Origin of the sequence: Microbacterium sulfonylureivorans (assembly GCF_003999995.1) — a bacterium.
GTDB classification, from domain to species: domain Bacteria; phylum Actinomycetota; class Actinomycetes; order Actinomycetales; family Microbacteriaceae; genus Microbacterium; species Microbacterium sulfonylureivorans.
Window position 1 is genome coordinate 1840385 of sequence record NZ_RJAD01000001.1, and the last position, 19730, is coordinate 1860114.

General features: G+C 71.2%; 19 protein-coding genes and 1 pseudogene. 9 read left to right on the top strand and 11 right to left on the bottom strand.

Translation table 11 applies throughout. The features are described 5' to 3' along the window. Positions 1-5 precede the first annotated feature (5 nt). The 4 genes from EER34_RS08105 to EER34_RS08120 are packed head-to-tail and all read right to left on the bottom strand — an operon-like array spanning position 6 to position 2938. Positions 6-458 carry a hypothetical protein gene (locus EER34_RS08105; protein WP_127473979.1) on the bottom strand — a complete coding sequence of 151 codons (453 nt, stop codon included), beginning with the start codon at positions 456-458 and terminating at the stop codon, positions 6-8. Next, positions 455-1600: a S24/S26 family peptidase gene (locus tag EER34_RS17630; RefSeq protein WP_205791422.1), complete on the bottom strand. Its 1146-nt coding sequence runs from the start codon at positions 1598-1600 to the stop codon at positions 455-457. The genes EER34_RS08105 and EER34_RS17630 overlap by 4 nt, the downstream gene beginning before the upstream one ends. Before the next feature lie 55 nt (positions 1601-1655). After that, a complete protein-coding gene (locus EER34_RS08115; RefSeq protein WP_164743505.1) occupies positions 1656-2252 on the bottom strand; it encodes a SipW-dependent-type signal peptide-containing protein in 597 nt (198 codons plus the stop codon). Positions 2253-2305: 53 nt separating this feature from the next. Continuing rightward, positions 2306-2938 carry a SipW-dependent-type signal peptide-containing protein gene (locus tag EER34_RS08120; RefSeq protein WP_240642185.1) on the bottom strand — a complete coding sequence of 211 codons (633 nt, stop codon included), beginning with the start codon at positions 2936-2938 and terminating at the stop codon, positions 2306-2308. A gap of 248 nt (positions 2939-3186) precedes the next feature. Here EER34_RS08120 and EER34_RS08125 point away from each other — a divergent pair, with 248 nt between their 5' ends. From EER34_RS08125 to EER34_RS08140, 4 genes are all read left to right on the top strand, one after another. After that, positions 3187-4200, top strand: a complete 1014-nt coding sequence (locus EER34_RS08125) for a PLP-dependent cysteine synthase family protein (protein WP_127473981.1) — start codon at positions 3187-3189, stop codon at positions 4198-4200. After that, complete coding sequence (locus tag EER34_RS08130; protein WP_127473982.1) at positions 4197-5357, top strand: cystathionine gamma-synthase; 1161 nt, start codon at positions 4197-4199, stop codon at positions 5355-5357. The genes EER34_RS08125 and EER34_RS08130 overlap by 4 nt, the downstream gene beginning before the upstream one ends. A 28-nt stretch (positions 5358-5385) precedes the next feature. Beyond that, positions 5386-7407, top strand: coding sequence for an oxidoreductase (locus EER34_RS08135; RefSeq protein WP_127473983.1), 2022 nt, complete (start codon positions 5386-5388; stop codon positions 7405-7407). A gap of 63 nt (positions 7408-7470) precedes the next feature. Next, positions 7471-9033: an SLC13 family permease gene (locus EER34_RS08140; protein ID WP_127473984.1), complete on the top strand. Its 1563-nt coding sequence runs from the start codon at positions 7471-7473 to the stop codon at positions 9031-9033. 61 nt (positions 9034-9094) lie between these two features. Here the strand turns inward: EER34_RS08140 and EER34_RS08145 are convergent, their stop codons facing one another. Beyond that, the gene (locus EER34_RS08145; protein WP_127473985.1) at positions 9095-10159 is read right to left on the bottom strand and encodes an SDR family NAD(P)-dependent oxidoreductase; all 1065 of its coding nucleotides are present in this window, start codon (positions 10157-10159) and stop codon (positions 9095-9097) included. Positions 10160-10208: 49 nt separating this feature from the next. Between EER34_RS08145 and EER34_RS08150 the strand changes: the two genes are divergently transcribed. Then, complete coding sequence (locus tag EER34_RS08150) at positions 10209-10772, top strand: TetR/AcrR family transcriptional regulator (protein ID WP_127473986.1); 564 nt, start codon at positions 10209-10211, stop codon at positions 10770-10772. Positions 10773-10793: 21 nt separating this feature from the next. Continuing rightward, positions 10794-11111, top strand: a complete 318-nt coding sequence (locus EER34_RS08155) for a DUF7882 family protein (RefSeq protein WP_127473987.1) — start codon at positions 10794-10796, stop codon at positions 11109-11111. Between the two features lie 129 nt (positions 11112-11240). Here EER34_RS08155 and EER34_RS08160 read toward each other — a convergent pair. Both EER34_RS08160 and EER34_RS08165 read right to left on the bottom strand, forming a co-directional pair. Beyond that, positions 11241-11555, bottom strand: a pseudogene (locus tag EER34_RS08160) (DUF7882 family protein); the annotation flags it as partial. Positions 11556-11564: 9 nt separating this feature from the next. Then, a complete protein-coding gene (locus EER34_RS08165; protein ID WP_127473988.1) occupies positions 11565-12209 on the bottom strand; it encodes a TetR/AcrR family transcriptional regulator in 645 nt (214 codons plus the stop codon). Between the two features lie 108 nt (positions 12210-12317). Here EER34_RS08165 and EER34_RS08170 point away from each other — a divergent pair, with 108 nt between their 5' ends. Both EER34_RS08170 and EER34_RS08175 read left to right on the top strand, forming a co-directional pair. Further along, complete coding sequence (locus EER34_RS08170; protein WP_127473989.1) at positions 12318-13124, top strand: sugar phosphate isomerase/epimerase family protein; 807 nt, start codon at positions 12318-12320, stop codon at positions 13122-13124. Further along, a complete protein-coding gene (locus EER34_RS08175) occupies positions 13124-14254 on the top strand; it encodes a Gfo/Idh/MocA family protein (protein ID WP_127473990.1) in 1131 nt (376 codons plus the stop codon). The genes EER34_RS08170 and EER34_RS08175 overlap by 1 nt, the downstream gene beginning before the upstream one ends. Positions 14255-14405: 151 nt before the next feature. On the opposite strand, the gene EER34_RS08180 is transcribed toward EER34_RS08175, so the two are convergent. The 4 genes from EER34_RS08180 to EER34_RS08195 form a co-directional block, all read right to left on the bottom strand. Next, on the bottom strand, positions 14406-15041 hold the full coding sequence (locus tag EER34_RS08180) for an NADPH-dependent F420 reductase (RefSeq protein WP_127473991.1): 636 nt from the start codon (positions 15039-15041) through the stop codon (positions 14406-14408). 71 nt (positions 15042-15112) lie between these two features. Next, entirely contained in the window at positions 15113-16519 is a 1407-nt protein-coding gene (locus EER34_RS08185) for an aspartate aminotransferase family protein (protein WP_127473992.1), read from the bottom strand. A 108-nt stretch (positions 16520-16627) separates the two neighbouring features. Next, positions 16628-16987 carry a hypothetical protein gene (locus EER34_RS08190; protein WP_127473993.1) on the bottom strand — a complete coding sequence of 120 codons (360 nt, stop codon included), beginning with the start codon at positions 16985-16987 and terminating at the stop codon, positions 16628-16630. Positions 16988-17072: 85 nt separating this feature from the next. Further along, positions 17073-18290 (bottom strand): ROK family transcriptional regulator, encoded by a 1218-nt coding sequence (locus tag EER34_RS08195; RefSeq protein ID WP_127473994.1) that lies wholly within the window; start codon positions 18288-18290, stop codon positions 17073-17075. A 133-nt stretch (positions 18291-18423) separates the two neighbouring features. Between EER34_RS08195 and EER34_RS08200 the strand changes: the two genes are divergently transcribed. Continuing rightward, positions 18424-19728 carry an ABC transporter substrate-binding protein gene (locus tag EER34_RS08200; RefSeq protein ID WP_240642186.1) on the top strand — a complete coding sequence of 435 codons (1305 nt, stop codon included), beginning with the start codon at positions 18424-18426 and terminating at the stop codon, positions 19726-19728. The last annotated feature ends 2 nt before the right edge of the window (positions 19729-19730 follow it).

Below are 19730 nucleotides of genomic sequence, written 5' to 3' on the forward strand. Positions count from 1 at the left end.
GGAGATCAGGGGACCGAGCAGGACGAGAGGATCGCCGTCAGGAAGGACAGGGTTCCCGTCTTGACGACGGACTCCCATCCGCCGGGGCCGACGGCGTAGAGCGAGAACGTGCCCGAGCCGATTCCGAGCAGTGCGGTGGTGAACTGCATGCTGGTGGCACCGGCGGCGAGGGTGCCCGACGTCGTGAGCCCGCCCGTGACGGTGTAGCGGTAGCCGGTCCGGGGGAGGCCGTTGACGGGGGCGGTCCACGTGAAGGTGACGGGCGCGAGGGCGCCGGCCGTGCAGGTCATGGCCGTGACCGGAGTCACGGTGCCGGCGGTGAGTGCCGAGCTCGTCGACACTTCGGTGTCGGTCCACGCCGCGTCGGTCATCGCGGGCGTGGCGAACGCACCCGCGAGCACGACCGCGAGGAGGGCGCCGGTCACGGCCAGGCCTCGCAGGCGCCGTGGCCGGCTCACGTCGGCCTCCTCGAACGAAGAGCGAGGCCCGAGCCGGCTGCGAGCAGAAGGACGGAGAGGGATCCCATCACCCAGGGTGCGCCTCCGCCGGTGGCGGGGAGTCCGCCGGCCCCCGGCGACGTCGACACGTCGTCTCCGACCCCCACTGCGCGCACGACGATGTCGACGGCCCCGGATGCCTCGGGATCGCCGTCGTCGGGGCGGGTGACGAGGATGCGCAGCCAGCGCTCCTCGTCCGACGGCATCTCGAGGATGTCGCGCTCCTCGCCGTCGAGCGGCACGGGCTGCTCGCCCAGCAGTGTCGTCGGGGTCGCGCAGCCGTCGTCCTGCCAGCGCACCTCGCACGACTGCACGTCGTAGTCGAGCGCGAGGACGGCGGCGCCCGTCGAGGAGAGCTGCACGGTGATGATTCCGGGGGAGGGGGCATCCGCGCTCACCCCCACCTGCCACACGGCAGACGTGCCCGGAGCGAGGTCGCTCATCTGCGGCTGCTCGATCGACACGAGCCGGATCACGCGACCTTGGGTGACCGTCTCGTCGGTCTCCGCGCGCGCGGAGACCGGGAAGGCGAGCACCGCGCCGACGCCGACGAGCACGGCCAGCCCCGCGACCGCTCCCGCGCCGTCCCGCCGCGGACGGCGCTCGCCGTCCGCGACCTCGCGGCGTCGCTTCGGCCGTCGGGGCCAGAAGACCCAGACGACCAGGACCGTCGCCCCGATCGTCACGGAGCCGAGCACCCACGGGTTGCCGAGGGAGGCCACGGCGGGGGCGATCCCGGGCACCGAGAACACCACGAGCCTCACGCCGGTCACCTCGTACGGGAACGGGTCGTCGACCGCGTTGGCGTCGCCGCGCATGGTGATCAGGCGGGCGTCCTCCCGCCCGCCGGGAACGGGCGACACGGATGTCGCACGGTGTGTGATCGGCAGCTTCCCCGGGCGATCCACGGTGATCACGTCGCCCACCTCGATCTCGGACGCCGGGATCTGACGAACGATCGCGGCCGAACCGGCGGGGATCGTGGGTGACATCGACCCGGTGCTGAAGAGGATGATCCTCACATCGAAGAAGACCGCGGCGATGACGAGGCCGATGCACACCGTGCCGAGCACGGCGGCCACGGTCAGGGCGATATCGCCCACGACCGATGTCCACGACCGCCCTCGCGACCTCGTCACCGCAGCGTCCCTCCCCCGGTCAGCTCGCCGATGTCGACGTGAACGTCCAGGTGACCGTCGCCGTCGTGCCCTGGTAGGTGTTCGCCGACCCCGGCGCGACGCGCACCTCGAAGCAGTACCCGATGGCGCCTCCCGCCGCCGCGATGGGGCTCGCGACGGGGGATGCCGGAACCGCCGCGGTCACCTGCAGATAGGTCGCAGCTGCGCCGGCGATGAACACCGGTGTGCCCGTGAACGCGGTCGCATCGCACGGCGAGGTCGGGTTCACCGACGCCGTCCGGACGGCGCGGTACTGCAGGGCGCCGACGAGGCCGCCCGCGTTGTTGGCGATGCCGGTGAGGGCGACGGTGCCGCCCACCGTCGAGGCCGGTGTCGTCCGGACGTTGAGCCAGGCGTAGAACGACGTCCCCGGTGACATGGCGGTGGCGTTGAACGTGAGCGAGGCCCCGGGCGCCGCGGTCTGGCTCGTGTACGTCGGCGAGCCGGCGCTCTGGGACTCGGTGCCGAACACGCTCGCCCCGAACGATCCCGTGGCGTTCTCGGTGTCGGTCCACGCGGCGAGCGTCGCGAAGGCCCCGACGCCGAACACGAGGCCGGCGGCGAGCAGAACGCGCACGCGTCGGCTGCGGAGCCGTCGGCGCGCCGTCCGTCTCGACTGCACGACCACGATCAGGGCAGCGGCGTGGTGGACGTTCCCGCGAAGTCCCAGGTGACGGTGCCGGTCGCGGCTTGCGGGAGTGTCGCTGCCGCGGTCACGACGAAGCAGAGGTTCACGGGGTCGGTCACTGCGGTCAGGTCGAACAGGTCCACGCTCCCGCTGGCGTTGGCGGCGCGGTCGGTGACGAGGGCCGTGCCCACCGGCGGTGTCGCAGCGGAGCACGTCGTGCCGAACGCCGCCTCCTCGTAGAGCGAGAAGGTGAGGTTCTCGCCGATGGTCCCGGCGATCGTGTTGAGCAGGGCGACGTCGGCGGCATAGTCCGAGTCGGCGGACAACTGCACGGCGAACGGGGCGTAGACCACGGCGCCCGGCGAGAGCGCGTCGGCGTCGAGGGTGAAGGTGAGAGTCTTCCCGGGAGTCGTCGGCGAACTGCTGAACGCGGCGCCGTCGGTGCTGCCCTCGAGGTCGAACTGGCCCGAGGAGAACGTGCCGGTGGCGAACTCCGAGTCATTCCACACGGCGAGGGTGACGGCCGTGCCGATGCCGAGAACGACGCCGCCGGCGAGGATCGCCGCGATCATCCGGCGTCGGTCGCGCGGACTGCGTCGCTCGTCGGCGCTGCTGGTGGTTGTCTGGTCGTCCATTTGGGTGCTCCTTGCGTCAGCTCGGCCAACTACTGACATGCCCCAGACATGTGCCACCGATGCTAGACCCGGCCTGAACGCCGGGCCAGGGGTGCGAGACGAGGTCATCCATACCGGGTGAGAAGCGCCTCGGGCTAGACTGGCCGACGTGTTGACCTGTCGTTGTTGTCGCTGAGTGCCGCTGGCACGCTTCCGCGACCCCGACAGCTTCCCCCGCGCATGAGCGCGGCGACACCGAGGACACATCCGTGCGTTACGCCAAGAGCGTGGCCGACCTCGTCGGCAACACCCCCCTCGTCCAGCTGACCCGCGTCACCGACGGCATCGCCGCCACGGTGCTCGCGAAGGTCGAGTACTTCAATCCGGGCAGCTCCGCAAAGGACCGCATCGCCCGGAACATCGTCGATGCGGCCGAGCGCGAGGGTCTCCTCCAGCCCGGCGGCACGATCGTCGAGCCGACCAGCGGCAACACCGGCGTCGGACTCGCACTCGTGGCGCTGCAGCGCGGATACCGCATGATCTTCGTCGTACCCGACAAGTTCGCGGGCGAGAAGGTCGCCGTGCTCAGGGCGTACGGCGCCGAGGTCGTCATCACCGAGACGAGCGTCCCGCCGGAGCATCCCGGTTCGTACTACAGCGTCTCGGATCGACTCGCCCGCGAGATCCCCGGTGCCTTCAAGCCGAACCAGTTCGCCAATCAGAACGGGCCGCGGGCGCACTACGAGACGACCGGCCCGGAGATCTGGCGCGACACCGACGGACGCGTCACCCACTTCGTCGCCGGCATCGGCACAGGCGGCACGATCACCGGGACCGGGCGGTACCTCCGCGACGTCTCCGGCGACGCCGTCCGCGTGGTCGGCGTCGACCCAGAAGGCTCCATCTACTCGGGCGGCCCGGTGCACGGCTATCTCGTCGAAGGCGTCGGCGAGGACTTCTGGCCCGAGAGCTACGACCCGGCCGTCCCGCACGAGGTGCAGCGCGTCACGGATGCGGAGTCCTTCGCGATGACACGGCGACTCGCCCGCGAGGAGGGCCTCCTGGTCGGAGGGTCGAGCGGCATGGCCGTCGTCGGCGCGCTCCGCATCGCGCGCGGCCTCCCGCCGGAGGCCGTCGTCGTCGTGCTGCTGCCCGACCACGGCCGCGGATACCTCAGCAAGATCTACGACGACGACTGGATGCGGAAGCGGGGCTTCGACGTCACCGGGGCCGCGGCATCCGTCCACACGACCGCCGACCCGACCGAAGGAACCGACGCATGACCGAGCCGATCGACCAACGTGGATTCGACACCCGCGCCGTCCACGCCGGGCAGGCGTTCGATCCGACGACGGGTGCGGTCATCCCGCCCGTTCACTTCTCGACGACCTATGCCCAGGACGGCATAGGCGGTCTGCGGCAGGGCTACGAGTACGGGCGCAGCGGCAACCCGACCCGTACGGCGCTCGAGTCGCAGCTGGCCGCGCTCGAGGGCGGCGCGCACGGGCTGTCGTTCGCGTCCGGCCTCGCCGCCGAGGACGCCCTGCTGCGCGCGGTGCTGAAGCCCGGCGATGAGGTGCTGCTCGGCAGCGACGTCTACGGAGGCACCTATCGCCTGCTCGCCCGCGTCCTCGGGCCCTGGGGAGTCGGCCTGCGGATCGTCGACATGAGCGACCTCGCCGCCGTCGAGGCGGCTCTCGAGGAGCGCCCCGCCCGGATCCTGTGGGTCGAGACGCCGAGCAACCCGCTGCTGCACATCACCGACATCGCCGGCCTCGCGCGGCTCGGTCACGCGGCGGGCGCGCTCGTCGTGGTCGACAACACCTTCGCATCACCGGCGCTCCAGCAGCCGCTCGCCCTCGGGGCCGACGTGGTCGTGCACTCGACCACAAAGTACCTCGGCGGGCACTCCGATGTCGTCGGCGGAGCGCTCGTGATCAACGACGACGCCCTGTTCGAGCAGGCGAAGTTCCTCCAGTTCGCCGTGGGCGCCGTCTCCGGCCCGCTCGACGCCTGGCTGACGACGCGGGGCATCAAGACGCTGGCGGTCCGGATGCAGCGGCACAGCGAGAACGCGCAGGCCGTCGCGGAATTCCTCGGGAGCCACCCCAAGATCGCCCGTGTGCACTACCCCGGTCTCGCGAGCCACCCGGGCCACGAGCTGGCCGCGCGTCAGATGAGCGGGTTCGGCGGCATCGTGTCGGCGGAGCTGGGGGATGCGGCATCCGCTCGCCGGTTCGCGGAGTCGACGCGCCTCTTCCAGCTCGCGGAGTCGCTGGGCGGCGTGGAGTCGCTCATGAACTATCCCGACGAGATGACCCACGCGTCGGTGCGCGGCACCGAGCTCGCCGTGCCCGAGGAGCTCGTGCGGCTGTCGGTCGGCATCGAGAGCGCCGACGACCTCATCGCCGACCTCGACGAGGCGCTCGCGAAGGTGTAGCGCGCGTGCGCGGTCCTAGGCTCGGGGCATGACAGCGAGCCCCGGCATCCGCTCCTCCGCTCTCGCGCAGCCGCTGCAGATCGGCGCGGTCACGGTGCCCAACCGCATCATGCAGACGGCGCACTCGAAGCAGTACTCCGACCGCGTCGAGTCAGACCGCGAGACGGCGTACTTCGTTCGAAGGGCACGTGGCGGGTGCGGGCTCTTCGTCGCGGGCAACCACTTCGTCCACCCGTCGGGATCGATCCGCGGGTTCCAGGACGCCTTCCGCCCCGAGTCCGTGCCCGCCAGTCGACGCATGACCGACGCCATCCACGACGCCGGGTCCCGGGTGTTCGTGCAGCTCAACCATCACGGCGCGCAGGCCCAGCCCGACGGACCTGACGGCCCGCGCACGGTGTATGCCCCGTCGCGCATACTGTCGCCGTCGACCGCGCACGCGACGCGCGAGATGAGCCGCGAAGACATCCGCTCGGTCGTAGACGGATGGGCGACCTCCGCCGCGCACGCGCGCGACGGAGGCTTCGACGGCGTCGAGATCCACATGGCGCACGGGTACCTTCTGCACCAGTTCCTCTCGCCGCTGTACAACGCCCGGGGCGACGAGTACGGCGGCGATCTCGAAGGACGCACGCGCTTCCCGCGCCAGGTGCTGCGCGCGGTGCGGGAGCGGGTCGGCGACGACTACACGGTGGGCATCCGGATCGTCGCGAACGAGTTCCACCCGGACGGGCTCGACGGCCCGGCGATGCGCGAGATCATCGCTCGCCTCCGTGCCGACGCGAGGATCGACTTCCTCGATCTCGCGGCCGGCGGGTACCACAACGTGCACTACGTGTTCCCGTCGTCGCCGATGCCGTACGCGTGGCTGCGCGACGACGTCGCCGCGGTCAAGGCAGCCAACCCCGACGTGCCGGTGTTCGGCGTCGGGGCCGCGCTCTCGGTGGAGGAGGCAGAGGAGGTCGTGACCAGCGGCGTGGCCGACATGGTCGCCCTCACCCGCGCCCAGATCGCCGATCCCGACCTCGGCCTCAAGCTCACCGGCGCCGCCGCACCGGAGGCGGGGAGCGGCATCCGTCACTGCATCCGCCTGAATCAGGGATGCCTCGGCCGCGGCAGCCGTGGACTGCCGATGTCGTGCACCGTCAACCCGCTCGCCGGCCGCGAACTCGAACGTCGCGAACGGACCCGCGCCGCGACCCCGCGGCGCTGGATCGTCGTGGGCGGCGGACCGGCCGGCATGCGGGCGGCCGTCGAACTCGCGACCGACGGCCATGCCGTAACGCTGATCGAGGCGGACGGGGAGCTCGGCGGACAGCTGCGCCTGGTCCGTCGGGTGCCCGGGCGCGAGAGCGTCGGGCTGCTGGTCGACGACCTCGTGCGCGATCTCGCCGCGGCCGGGGTCGACCTGCGGCTCGGCGTGCGCGCGACGGCCGCGGCGCTGCGGGCAGAGGGCGCCGACGGCATCGTCGTCGCGACGGGCGCCGTCGCCCCGCGCACGACCTCGCTCGCGCTCGGCGGCGCCTACGCCGGCGGGTTTCCCGCCGGCGCCACCGTCGACGCGTTCGCCGCGGCATCCGACCCCTCCCGCCTGGGCTCGAGGATCGCCGTCGTCGATGCCGACGGCACCGCCTACGCGGCGGGCATCGTGCTGACGCTCCTCCCGCACGTCCGCGAGCTCGAGCTCGCGACGCCGTTCGAGTCCGTGTTCCCGCACATCGGCTCCGGCTACGACCGGCCTCTGCTGCTCGAGCGACTCGGCGCGCATGCGGGCTTCCGCAGGCACATCGCTCAGTCGGTCGCCGCCGTGCGCACCGGCACCGTCGAGCTGCGAGACGCGCTCACCGCCGAGAGCGGGACCGTGGCGGGACTCGACGTCGTGGTCGCGATCGAGCCGCGGGCGGCGGTCGTGATCGAGGGGATCGAGGATGCCGCCCCCCGCGTCGTCGCCATCGGCGACGCCTACGCGCCGCGCACGATCGACGCCGCGATCTTCGAAGCCGTCGAGCTCGCCTACGACGTCGCCGGACTGGCGGCGCTGCGAGGCTGACGCGTCCCACCACGGAGGGAGACGGGCCCGTGCGCCGGCTCACCGCTGACTAGTGTGGGCCGCGTGGACCCCGTCGTGGCTACGCTGCTCATCCTCGCGCTGGCAATCATCGCGTTCGTGAGCAATCGCGTGCCCTTGGGTGTCGTCGCGATCGGCGTCTCGCTCGCGCTGTTCTTCACGGGCGTGCTCACCCTCCCCGAGGCGCTGGCAGGGTTCGGCGATCCCACGGTGCTCTTCATCGCCTCGCTGTTCGTCGTGAGCGAATCCCTCGACGCCTCGGGTGTCACGGCGTGGGCGGGCCAGAAGGTGATCGCCCAGGCGGGGACGCGCCGGCTGCCGCTCCTCGTGCTGATCTGCGCCCTCGTCGCCGGGGCTTCCGCCCTGATCAGCATCAACGGCGCCGTGGCGGCTCTGCTGCCCCTCGTGGTCGTCGTCGCCTCTCGCGCCGGCATCCGGACCTCGCAGCTGCTCATGCCGCTCGCGTTCGCCGCCTCGGCGGGATCGCTCCTGCTCCTCACCGGCACGCCGGTGAACATCATCGTCTCCGAGTTCGCCGCCGACAGCGGAGGGCGGGCGTTCGGCTACTTCGAGTTCGCTCTCGTGGGGCTTCCGCTGGTGATCGTCACGGTCGCCTTCATGGCCCTGTTCGGAAAGCCGCTGCTGCCGCAGCGCGACGGCGATCGGATGCCGGTCGACCTCGTCCGCCATGCGCGCCTGCTCCGGCAGCAGTACTCCCTCAGCCTCGACACCGGCGTCATCATGGGTCCGCAGAACGGCGTCACCGAGGTGGTGATCCCGCCGCGGTCGCCGCTCATCGGGACGACCGTGTACTGCGGCATGGCGACGCCCGACGGCGACCTCGCAATCCTCGCGGCCCGGCGCGGCGACGAGCAGCTCAAGGGCCAGGACGTCACGATCCAGGCGGGGGACGTGCTCCTCATGCAGGGCACGTGGGACGATCTCGCCCGCCATGCGGAGGAGTCGGGCGTTCTCGTCGTGGACTCGCCCACGCGGCTGCGGCGATCGGTGCCGCTCGGCCGCGGGGCGAAGCGGGCGATCGGCATCCTCGCAGCGATGATCGTCCTGCTCGCGACGGGCCTCGTGCCACCTGCCGTCGCCGGGCTCCTCGCGGCGTCGGCGCTCGTGCTCACCCGCACGGTGACGCCGACGCAGGCCTACCGGTCCATCTCGTGGACGACCGTGGTGCTGATCGCAGGCATGATCCCGCTGTCGACCGCGTTCATCCAGACCGGCACGGCGGACCTCGTGGCCGGGTGGCTGCTGTCGTTCCTCGGAAGCGGCGGCCCGCACGTCGCCCTGGCGATGCTGTGTCTGCTCACCGTGGTGCTCGGGCAGCTGATCAGCAACACGGCGACGGTGCTGATCGTCGCGCCGATCGCTATCTCGGTGGCGACGACGCTCGGGCTCTCGGTGCAGCCCTTCATGATGGCGCTCACCGTCGCGGCGGCCGCGTCGTTCCTCACGCCGATCGCGACGCCGGTCAATCTGATGGTGATGGAGCCGGGCGGGTACCGCTTCGGCGACTACTGGAAGCTCGGACTCCCGCTCGCGATCCTGTTCGTCCTGGTCGCCGTGTTCTACGTGCCGCTCATCTGGCCGTTCTGAGACGACGAACGCCCCGGCGGCTCGGGTCCGCCGGGGCGCCGCTCGATCGGCGGCTGGGGGGTCAGGCCGCCGACCAGCCTCCGTCGCTCGCGAGCACGATGCCGTTGACGTTCACGCCGTCGTTGCTCAGGAGGAAGGTGATCGACGCCGCGAGCGCCTCGGCCTCGGCCGGGTCGGGCAGGATCGCCATCGCGGTGCGGACGCGCTCGGCGCCGAGGGGAGACGCGAACGTCGCCTCGATGTTGGTGATCGTGGCGCCGGGGGCGACGGCATTCACCCGGATGCCGCTCGGGCCGTACATGAATGCGCTCGACTTCGTCAGGCCGACCACCGCGTGCTTCGACGCGGTGTAGGCGGCGCCTGCGGCCGAGCCGCGCAGCGCGGCCTCCGATGCGGTGTTGACGATCGAGCCGCCGCCCTGAGCGAGCATCGCGGGGATGACGGCGCGCATGAGCTTCATGGTGCCGTCGACGTTCACGCGGAAGACGCGCTGCCACACGGCATCCGTCATCTCGGCGACCGGGGTCATGTCGTCCATGATCCCCGCGATGTTGGCGAGGCCGTCGATGGTGTCGCCGGCGGCCTCGACGATGCGCACCACCGCGGCGTCGTCGGTGATGTCGGCGACGAGCGAGACGATCTCGGCACCCGGGTGCTCGGCGACGAACTCGTCGAGGCGCTCCCGGCTGACGTCGACGGCCACGACGCGGCCGCCCTCGCGGGCGATGCGGGATGCCGTGGCCCGGCCGATGCCGGAACCGGCGCCCGTGACGATGACGGTCTGTCCGGTGAAGCGGCCCTGATCGAGACGCTCGGTCCATTCGCGCAGGGCGACGGCCGGTGCGGCGGCCTCGTCGTCGGACTCGCCCGCGACCTCCGAAAGGACGACGCCGTCGGGGATCTCGCCCGACGCGGCACGGCGGATGAGGTCGTCGAGCATCTCCTGCGTGAAGGCGCCGCGGCTCAGCTTGACCAGTCGCTTGATCGCGAGGCGTCGGACGGGCTTGAAGACGTCCGGTGTCTGCCCGCCCTGAGCGAGCATCTCGGTGAGGATCGCGTTCCCGGCCGGATCGGCCAGCCAGTCCGCGATGGAGGATTCGCCGGTAAGAGGCTTCGGGTTGCCCATGATGTGTTCCTTTCGACCGGACAACAATGTCCGGTACTAGGCTACACCCGTGCAGAGCACCGCATCCCCCCGTGCGAACCGTGGTCCCGCCGCAGCCGCCGAGAATCGAAGAGCCCTCATCGCCGCTGCCCGCGAGGTGTACGCCGACGGTGGCCTCAGCGCGCCTTTCAGCGCCGTCGCGAAGCGCGCCGGAGTCGGTCAGGGGAGCCTCTATCGACACTTCCCCGACCGGACGGCGCTCGCCGTCGCGGTGTTCGAGGAGAACGTGGGGGACCTCGAGGACTACACCGCTCCCGCCGGGCGGACGATCGACGATCTCCTCGACCGGGTGGTCGATCAGGCCGTCGTCTCGACGGCGCTCATCGAGCTCATCACCGCCGATCTGCACGACCCGCGCGTGATGCCGCTGGGGCTGCGGTTCGCGGCCGTCGTCTCGCAGCTCGTGGCCCGCGAGCACGCGGCCGGACGCCTCGGAGCGCACATCGACGCGGAGGACGTCATGATGGCGGTGGGGATGCTGGCGACCGAGCTGGCGCGAGCCGATCCGCCCGCGCGACCCGCCGTCGCCGACCGCGCGCGAGCCCTCTTCCGAGCCGCATTCGCGCCGCGCTGATGCGGGGCCTATGCTCCTCGCATGGGCAGGTTCATCTACGACACCACAGCGAATGCGGTCGACATCGACGACCGGACACTCGCGCACCTGCGCATCGTCGTCATGAACAAGCTCCGCCGCTCCGAGCCGTTCATGTTCGACGTCGAGATCGGCGACGGCAGCGGCCGCCGCAGCTTCTGGATCCATCCGTCGGTGCCGCTGCAGTTCCACTTCTTCGGCAGTCGTCAGCCGCGCATCAATCGGCTCTGGGTCGAGGAGCTGATGCAGGCCGCGAGCGGACCCGCGGGCCTGACGATCCTGCCCGAGCCCGACGAGGAAGCCGTCGTCGAACAGGGCTGACGGGCGTCAGCCCGTCGGTGCCTCAGGGGCGGCCGGGACGTCCTGCCCGGCGACCTTGAGCGTGCCGATCTCAAGGCTCTCGACCTCGACGCTCCCCAGCGACGCGTCGGTGCCGTCGCTGTCGAGCGTGGGAACGGGCCCGGTGTCGAAGTGCTCCGCGACGAGCGTGATCCCGCCGGACGAGTTCGCCGAGTTCGCGAGCTCCTCGATCCAGTCGCGACTGAGATTCGTCGGCTCCGGGTCGTCGAAGACGAACCTCAGCGGGATCGACGGATGCAGCCAGAGTGTGCTCCGTCCGCGCGGCTGATCGTCGGGGTGACGCCAGGAGACCGTGAAGCTCTCGTCACGCCGCAGCTTGGTCGCGATGACGACCTTGAGATGCGCCAGCGCGCGGTCCTCGATGTGTATCGGAGTCGCCGAACCCCCGTAGTAGATAGTCCCCACGGTCAGATCTTAAGCCTCGCGGGAGCTCGATGGGGGGTGCGGGGAGAGAAGTCTCGCGAGGAGGTCGAGAGCCTCCGATTGCGGCACCGACTCGTCGAGCATCCATTGCGCCTGCAGGCCGTCGGATGCCGCGATGACGAGCGAGGCGACGACATCGGGGTCGACGTCGTCGCGCATGCGACCGGCGGCCTGATTGCGGCGCACGCGATCGGCGAGATCGCCTCGCACCGTGGAGAACCGCGTGGTCGCGAACTCGGTGGCGTCGGGGTGCCCGGACTCCAGCGCCGCGGCCACCAGGGTCGAGTAGAGCTGCACCAGGCCGGGGACCGCGTGGTTGCGACGAGCGGACTCGGTCATGATCTCGACGGGTGAGGCATCCTCCGGGTGCGGCTCGACTTCGTCGACCTGCCGCTCGGCCTCGCGGTACACCTCGACGAGGAGCTGCTCGCGAGAGGTGAAGTAGTGGCTGAGCGCGGCATGCGAGACGCCGATCTCCTGGGCGATGGACCGGAGGCTCGTGCCCGCCGATCCTCGGCGCGCGAAGACCTCGATCGCTCGGTCGAGGATCTGCTGTCGGCGTGCGAGGCCCTTCGCGTAGGGCCCGCGCGCCCGGGGGGCCGTGTCGTCGACCGGGTCTGCGGGCTCTTCGGGCATGCAGGCATCCTACGCAGATTCAAAACCTCCAGGTGGAGGTTTTGTGCTAGCGTGCAATCGTGGCGTCGATCGCGACGCCCGTCACCGTCGACGCCGAGGAGAGGTTCCATGACGGCACTCACATCCGTTCAGCTGTTCACCGTGAAGGACGCGCTGGAATCCGACCTCGACGGCACGCTCGCCGAGATCGCCCGCCGCGGATTCACCGCCGTCGAGCCTTACGACTTCGTGCGACGGGCGGCTCCGCTCGCCGAGGCGCTGTCGGCCAACGGGCTCGCCGCTCCGACCGGCCATGCCTTCCTCGCGTCGACGTCGTTCGTGAACCCGGACGGCAGCGGCACGACGCTTCCGGTGCCGAGCCCCGCCGAGGTCTTCGACGCCGCCGAGACCCTCGGAATGGGCACCGTCATCGACCCGTACACCGAGCCCGCGCGCTGGGAGACCCGTGCGCAGGTCGAGGAGACCGCCCGTCTGCTCAACGCCGCCGCCGAGCTCGCGGCTGCGCGCGGGCTGCGCGTGGGGTACCACAACCACGCGCACGAGCTCGAGGCGCAGATCGACGGGCAGACCGGGCTCGAGCTGCTCGCCGACCTGCTCGACCCGCGCGTCGTGCTTGAGGTCGACCTCTACTGGGCGGCGCGCGCCGGGGTCGATCCTGCCGCGCTCCTGACGGCCCTCGGCGACCGCGTCGTCGCCGTCCACGTCAAGGACGGCACGCTCGACCCCGAGGCCATCACGGCTTACCCGCCGGCCGATCAGGTGCCTGCGGGCACCGGCAGCGTTCCTCTCGCGGCGGCACTGGAGGCGGCATCCGCTCTCGAGTTCGCCATCGTCGAATTCGACGCCTACTCGGGAGACCTGTTCGACGGCATCGAGCAGAGCCGGATCTTCCTCGACGCTCGGGCGGCGAGCTGATGTCGGCGCCGATCGGAGTCGGGATCATCGGCGCGGGGAACATCAGCGACCAGTACCTGACCAACCTCACGAGCTTCCCCGACGTGAGGGTCATCGCCGTCGCCGACCTGCTCGAGGACCGCGCGCGGGAGCAGGCGGCGAAGTACGGCGTCCCGCGTGCCGGCGGCGTGGACGTCGTGCTCGGCGACCCCGAGATCGAGATCGTGGTGAACCTCACGGTCCCCGCGGTCCACGTCGAGGTGTCGGAGGCGATCATCGCCGCCGGCAAGCACGTGTGGACGGAGAAGCCGATCGGCGTCGAACGTGCGTCGTCGCTGCGGCTGCTCGAGAGAGCGGATGCCGCAGGCCTGCGCGTCGGCGTCGCCCCCGACACCGTGCTCGGCCCGGGGGTGCAGACCGCCAAGCGCGCGATCGCCCGCGGCGACATCGGCCGTCCGCTGTTCGCGCAGACGACCTTCCAGTGGCAGGGTCCCGAGATCTTCCATCCGAACCCCGCGTTCCTCTACGCCGTGGGCGGAGGGCCGCTGCTCGACATGGGGCCGTACTACGTGTCGGCGCTGATCCACGTCTTCGGCCCGGTCGCCGCCGTCGCGGCGCTCGGTCTGAAGGGCTCGGAGTCGCGCGCGGTGCAGGTCGGACCCCTCACCGGCGAGGAGTTCCCGGTCGAGGTGCCCTCGACGGTGTCCGCGCTCATCCAGTTCGAGGAGGGCGGACAGGCGCAGAGCCTCTACAGCACCGACTCGCCGCTGCTGCGGCAGGGGATCGTCGAGATCACCGGCACGGAGGGCACCCTGGTCATCCCCGATCCGAACACCTTCGGCGGCCCCATCACGATCACGCGCCCGCTCGGCGAGATGATCGTGCCTCCGGCGCCCGTCGTGCAGCAGGTGGTCGACGTGCCGCAGGACGGTGTCCTCGCCGGTCGCGGTCTCGGCCTGCTCGACATGGCCCGCTCGATCCGCGCGGGCCGCCCGCACGTCGCGACGGGACGGTTCGGCTTCCACGTGCTCGACACGCTGCTGTCGATCGAGGAGTCCGTCGAGTCGCGGGCGTTCGTGCCCGTGGAGAGCACCGTCGACGAGGTCGGATCGATCCCCGCCGAGTTCGATCCGTTCGCCGCGACTCTCTGAGTCGCTCCCGTCGTACGTCGAAGGGCGGATCCCCGACCGTGGAGATCCGCCCTTCCGGCTTGCGGTGCTCTGAGTGCGATGCTCCGTTCGCAGAGGGCCGACCGTCGGCGCGTGGCGCGCGAGCCCGACCGTCGGCGAGCGGGGCGCGCGGTCAGCGGGTCGCGCGGGCCAGGTTCGCCTCGAGCTCGGCCTTGGTCTGGCGCACGACGTAGGCCGGCTGGTCGCGCTCGACGCGCCAGCTCTCGGCGACCGACCCGACGTCGACCGTGTCGAACCCGAACTCGTCGTACAGCGCGGTCACGTAGGCCACGGCATCCGGGTGATCGCTCGCCGTCGCGAGGGCGCGGCGACCCTCCGTGCCCGCCGGCTCGCCATCGGTGAGGATGGCGGTCGAGTAGAGGTGGTTGAACGCCTTGACGACCTTCGAGGTCGGCAGGTGCTCCTGCAGCAGCCCCGTGGTGGTCGCGCGCTTCTCGTCGAGCGCGGCGATGCGGCCGTCGCGCTCCCAGTAGTAGTTGTTCGTATCGAGGACGATCTTCCCGGCGAGCGGCTCGACGGGGACGTCGTCGATCGCCTTGAGCGGGATGGTCACGATGACGACGTCACCGGATGCCGCGGCATCCGTCACCGTTCCGGCTGTGACGTTCGCACCCAGTTCGTCGACCAGCGCCGTGAGGGTCTCGGGCCCTCGCGAGTTGCTGATGACGACCTCGTAACCGCGCTCGGCGAGGCCGCGCGCGAGGGTCGATCCGATGTGTCCTGCTCCGATGATTCCGACTCGTGTCATGACGAAGGGGAACGCGGCGACGCCGGGCGAATTCCCGCCCGGCGTCACATTCGGTCGCGAAGAGCCGGGGGTCAGAGGCGGGTCCAGGCCTCCGTCAGGACGGAGCGCAGGATCTGCTCGATCTCGGTGAACTCGCTCGGACCGATCGTGAGCGGCGGCGCGAGCTGGATGACGGGGTCGCCGCGGTCGTCGGCGCGGCAGTACAGTCCGGCGTCGAACAGCGCCTTGGAGAGGAAGCCGCGCAGCAGGCGCTCGGACTCGTCGTCGTCGAACGTCTCCTTGGTCGCCTTGTCCTTGACGAGCTCGATGCCGAAGAAGTACCCGTCGCCGCGCACGTCGCCGACGATCGGCAGGTCGGTGAGCTTCTCGAGCGTCTGACGGAAGATCGGCGAGTTCTCGCGGACGCGCTCGTTCAGGCCCTCCTCCTCGAAGATGTCGAGGTTCTCGAGCGCGACCGCGGCCGAGACCGGATGCCCGCCGAAGGTGTAGCCGTGATAGAACGCACGGTCGCCGGTGCGGAAGGGCTCGTAGATCTTGTCGTTGACGATCGTCGCGCCGATGGGGGCGTAGCCGCTCGTCATCGCCTTGGCACACGTGATCATGTCGGGCTCGTATCCGTAGGCATCGCACGCGAACATGTGCCCGATGCGGCCGAACGCGCAGATGACCTCGTCGCTGACGAGCAGCACGTCGTACCTGTCGCAGATCTCGCGCACGCGCTGGAAGTAGCCGGGGGGAGGGGGGAAGCATCCGCCCGAGTTCTGCACCGGCTCGAGGAACACCGCGGCCACGGTCTCCGGGCCCTCGAACTGGATCATCTCCTCGATGCGGTCGGCGGCCCAGACGCCGAACTCCTCGAGGCTTCCCGTCGGGGCGCCCATGTCGCCCGCACGGTAGAAGTTCGTGTTGGGCACACGGAAGCCGCCGGGGGTGACCGGCTCGAACATCGCCTTCATGGCCGGGATCCCGGTGATCGCCAGGGCGCCCTGCGGAGTGCCGTGGTACGCGACGGCGCGCGAGATGACCTTGTGCTTGGTGGGCTGCCCCTGCAGCTTCCAGTAGTACTTCGCGAGCTTGAACGCCGTCTCGACGGCCTCGCCGCCGCCGGTCGAGAAGAACACGTGATTGAGGTCGCCGGGGGCGTAGTCGGCCAGGCGGTCGGCGAGCTCGATCGCAGCGGGGTGCGCGTACGACCAGATCGGGAAGAACGCGAGCTGCTCGGCCTGCTTCGCGGCGACCTCGGCGAGGCGCTTGCGCCCGTGCCCGGCCGCGACGACGAAGAGGCCGGCGAGCCCGTCGATGTACTTCTTGCCCTGCGAGTCCCAGATGTGGTGGCCTTCGCCCTTGACGATGATCGGGACGCCGGGGCCGCCCTCCTCCATCACCGACTGCCGGGCGAAGTGCATCCAGAGGTGGTCCTTGGCCATCTGCTGGAGCTCGGCCTCGGTGCGGGCGTGGCGTTCGGTCGTGGTCGACATGGGTGGCCTTCCGTCGGGCTTTTCCCCGACGATACCCGCGCGTCCGCGCGGCGGCCATGACGGTTCGTCCGGTTCACCGCACGGATGCGGCGGACCGTCCGCCCCCTGTCACCGGACGGCGCCGGCCTCCGGGGCGGGCGTCGACGGGCCAGGCGTGCCGGGCTCCGTCGGATACGGGGCGGGCGGCTCGGCAGGCGGCGGCGACGGCGTCGCCGGCGGAGCGGGCACGGTCGGCTCCTCGGGCGACGGGAATGTCGGCTCCTCCGGATTCGGCGCGAGCGGCTCGTCGGGGGTCGGAACCGTGGGCTCCGACGGCCAGGGCGACGGCGTCTCGCCGGGAATCGCGGGGGCGGGCTTGCCCGGAGGCGTGGTCGGCTGGGTGTTCGGGTCGCCGGGGATGCCGGGACTGCCCGGGTCGCCGGGAACGCCGGGGCCTCCGGGGGTGCCGGGGAAAGCGGGATCGCTCATGGCCGTCCTCTCTCGAGCTTCCAGCCTGCGCCGGGCCGCAGCATCCCTCACCCCCGTTGACCGGGTCGAAGGCGCGGTGTAGGGATCAGGCGCGCGTCGGCAGGCCGGTGGTCTGGGGTGGAGCCCCCACGACGACCGCTGCTCCGCCCGGGTCGGCCAGGAGCCGCTCGAACGCCGCCTCGGCCGCGCCGATGAGCAGCCGGTCCTCGGCGAGGGAGGCGACGCGGATGTCGAGGCCCTCCATGTTCGCAGGCATCGCCTGAGTTCCGACGGCGGCGGTGAGCCCGTCGAGATCGTGCTCCGCGAGCGTGGCGAGGAAGCCGCCGAGCACGACGACGGACGGGTTCAGCACGTTGACGGCGTTGGCGAGGGCGGTCGAGAGGATGCCGCGCTGCCGCGCCAGCTCGGATGCCACGGCGGGGTCGGCAGACGCGGCCAGCGCCTCCGCGAGGGTGGGCTCGTCGGCCGCGGTGAGGCCCACGGCCTCGAGAAGGCGCGATCGGCTCACCTCGTCCTCGAGCACGCCGCCGTTCGCGCGGCGGTCGGCCTCGGAGGCGATGCCCGGACGGTTCTGGCCGAACTCGCCGGCATAGCCGCCGGCGCCGGCCACCGGCATCCCGTGCACGATGAGGCCGCCGCCGATGCCGCTCGCTCCGCCGTTGAGGTACACGACGTGGTCGATGCCCCGCGCGGCCCCGTAGAGATGCTCGGCGAGGGCGCCGAGGCTGGCGTCGTTGCCGAGCACGGACGGGAGGCCCGTCGCGCCCGTGACGAGGTCGCGCACGGGCGCGTCGGTCCAGTGGAGATGCGGCGCGTTGCGGACCAGGCCGTCGGAGGCTCGGACCAGACCCGGGACGGCGAGGCCCACCGCGACGATGCGTGCGTCGCGCAGCTGTCCGGCGCGCCAGGCGCCGATCCGGTCGGCGATGAGAGCGGCGGCCTCCTCGGGACTGAGGAGATGGTCCAGCTCGATCCGCTCGCGGAGCGCGATGGTGCGATCGAGCCCCACCGCGGCGATCGTGAGCGCGTCGACCTCGGGGTTCACGGCGACCGCGAACACCCCGGGTGCGACGGCGACCACGGGCGACGGGCGTCCGACGCGGCGTGAGGGATCGGGGGCGCGCTCCTCGACCAGGCCGGCGCCGGCGAGCTCCGCGACCAGGTCGGCGATCGTCGACCGGTTCAGCCCGGTCGTCTCGGTGAGGGTCGCGCGAGAGAGCGGTCCCTCCAGGTGGACGAGTCGCAGCAGCCGCGCCAGGTTCCGCTGGCGGACGCCCTCGGCGGCGGGGGACGGATCGGTCATCTCCCTCACTGTACGGCCGGTCGAGGCATCCGGTCGGTATTTGTTGCTCTTGACGCCAAATCCGCCGCACCGTACTCTGGCAACGTCCAGATCACTTTCGACACGGATGTCGAAACTTTCGAGAGGTTCGAAGATGAACACACGCAGCAGGATGAGGCTCGTCGCGGGATTCGCCGCGACCGGTCTCGCGATGGGCGCGCTCGCCGGCTGTGCCGGCGGTGGCGGGGGCGACGGCGAGGCGAGTGGTGACGGCGACGTCACGCTCACGTGGTGGCACAACGCCACCTCCGGACCGATGCCCGCGGTCTGGGAGGAGGTCGCGGCGGAGTTCGAGGCGGCCCACCCCGGCGTCACGGTCGAGCAGACCGGCTACCAGAACGAGGAGCTGCAGCGCACACTCATCCCGAACGCGCTGTCGGCCGGAGACCCGCCCGACCTCTTCCAGGTGTGGCCCGGCGGCGAGATCCGCGACCAGGTCGAGAACGGCTACCTCATGCCGCTCGACGATGCGCTCGGCGACACGATCTCGAGCGTCGGAGCGACGGTCAACCCCTGGCAGGTCGACGGCGAGACGTACGCCGTTCCGTTCACGTTCGGCGTCGAGGGGTTCTGGTACAACACCGACCTCTTCGAGCAGGCGGGCATCGACGCACCTCCCACGACGCTCGACGAGCTCAAGGAGGACGTGGCCAAGCTTCGCGACGCGGGCATCACGCCGATCAGCGTCGGCGCCGGCGACAAGTGGCCCGCGGCCCACTGGTGGTACCAGTTCGCGCTCCACTCCTGCTCGCCCGAGACGCTCCAGGCGGCCGCCGCCGACTTCGACTTCAGCGATCCCTGCTTCGTCGATGCGGGCGAGGAGCTCGAGGACTTCATCGGCATCAACCCGTTCCAGGACGGCTTCCTCGGAACCCCGGCCCAGACCGGCGCAGGCAGCTCCGCGGGTCTCGTCGCGAACGGCCAGGCGGCCATGGAGCTGATGGGTCACTGGAACGCCGGTGTCATCGGCGGGCTGACCCCCGACGAGGAGGTGCCCGAGTTCCTCGGATGGTTCCCGTTCCCGGCGATCGAGGGCTCGGCGGGCGACCCGGGCGCCGCGCTCGGCGGAGGTGACGGCTTCGGCTGCTCGGCGGAGGCCCCGCCGGAGTGCGCGGAGCTGCTCGCCTACATCATGAGCGAGGACGTCCAGAAGAAGTTCGCCGCGAGCGGTGCGGGCATCCCCACGGTTCCGGCCGCGCAGGACTCGCTCGAGGACCCGAACCTCAAGCTCGTCGCCGACGGCCTGGCCGCGGCATCCTTCATCCAGCTCTGGCTCGACACCGAATACGGCACCACGGTCGGAAACGCCATGAACGAGGGGATCGTCAACCTCTTCGGCGGCGTCGGCACTCCCGAGGACATCGTCACGAAGATGGAAGACGCTGCGGCGACGCTCTAGCG

Bases quoted from the DNA above. Each gene is read 5' to 3' on its own strand.
- EER34_RS08120 (WP_240642185.1), bottom strand. From the start codon at position 2,938: ATGGACGACCAGACAACCACCAGCAGCGCCGACGAGCGACGCAGTCCG.
- EER34_RS08130 (WP_127473982.1), top strand. From the start codon at position 4,197: ATGACCGAGCCGATCGACCAACGTGGATTCGACACCCGCGCCGTCCAC.
- EER34_RS08135 (WP_127473983.1), top strand. From the start codon at position 5,386: ATGACAGCGAGCCCCGGCATCCGCTCCTCCGCTCTCGCGCAGCCGCTG.
- EER34_RS08145 (WP_127473985.1), bottom strand. From the start codon at position 10,159: ATGGGCAACCCGAAGCCTCTTACCGGCGAATCCTCCATCGCGGACTGG.
- EER34_RS08155 (WP_127473987.1), top strand. From the start codon at position 10,794: ATGGGCAGGTTCATCTACGACACCACAGCGAATGCGGTCGACATCGAC.
- EER34_RS08165 (WP_127473988.1), bottom strand. From the start codon at position 12,209: ATGCCCGAAGAGCCCGCAGACCCGGTCGACGACACGGCCCCCCGGGCG.
- EER34_RS08170 (WP_127473989.1), top strand. From the start codon at position 12,318: ATGACGGCACTCACATCCGTTCAGCTGTTCACCGTGAAGGACGCGCTG.
- EER34_RS08175 (WP_127473990.1), top strand. From the start codon at position 13,124: ATGTCGGCGCCGATCGGAGTCGGGATCATCGGCGCGGGGAACATCAGC.
- EER34_RS08180 (WP_127473991.1), bottom strand. From the start codon at position 15,041: ATGACACGAGTCGGAATCATCGGAGCAGGACACATCGGATCGACCCTC.
- EER34_RS08185 (WP_127473992.1), bottom strand. From the start codon at position 16,519: ATGTCGACCACGACCGAACGCCACGCCCGCACCGAGGCCGAGCTCCAG.
- EER34_RS08190 (WP_127473993.1), bottom strand. From the start codon at position 16,987: ATGAGCGATCCCGCTTTCCCCGGCACCCCCGGAGGCCCCGGCGTTCCC.
- EER34_RS08195 (WP_127473994.1), bottom strand. From the start codon at position 18,290: ATGACCGATCCGTCCCCCGCCGCCGAGGGCGTCCGCCAGCGGAACCTG.
- EER34_RS08200 (WP_240642186.1), top strand. From the start codon at position 18,424: ATGAACACACGCAGCAGGATGAGGCTCGTCGCGGGATTCGCCGCGACC.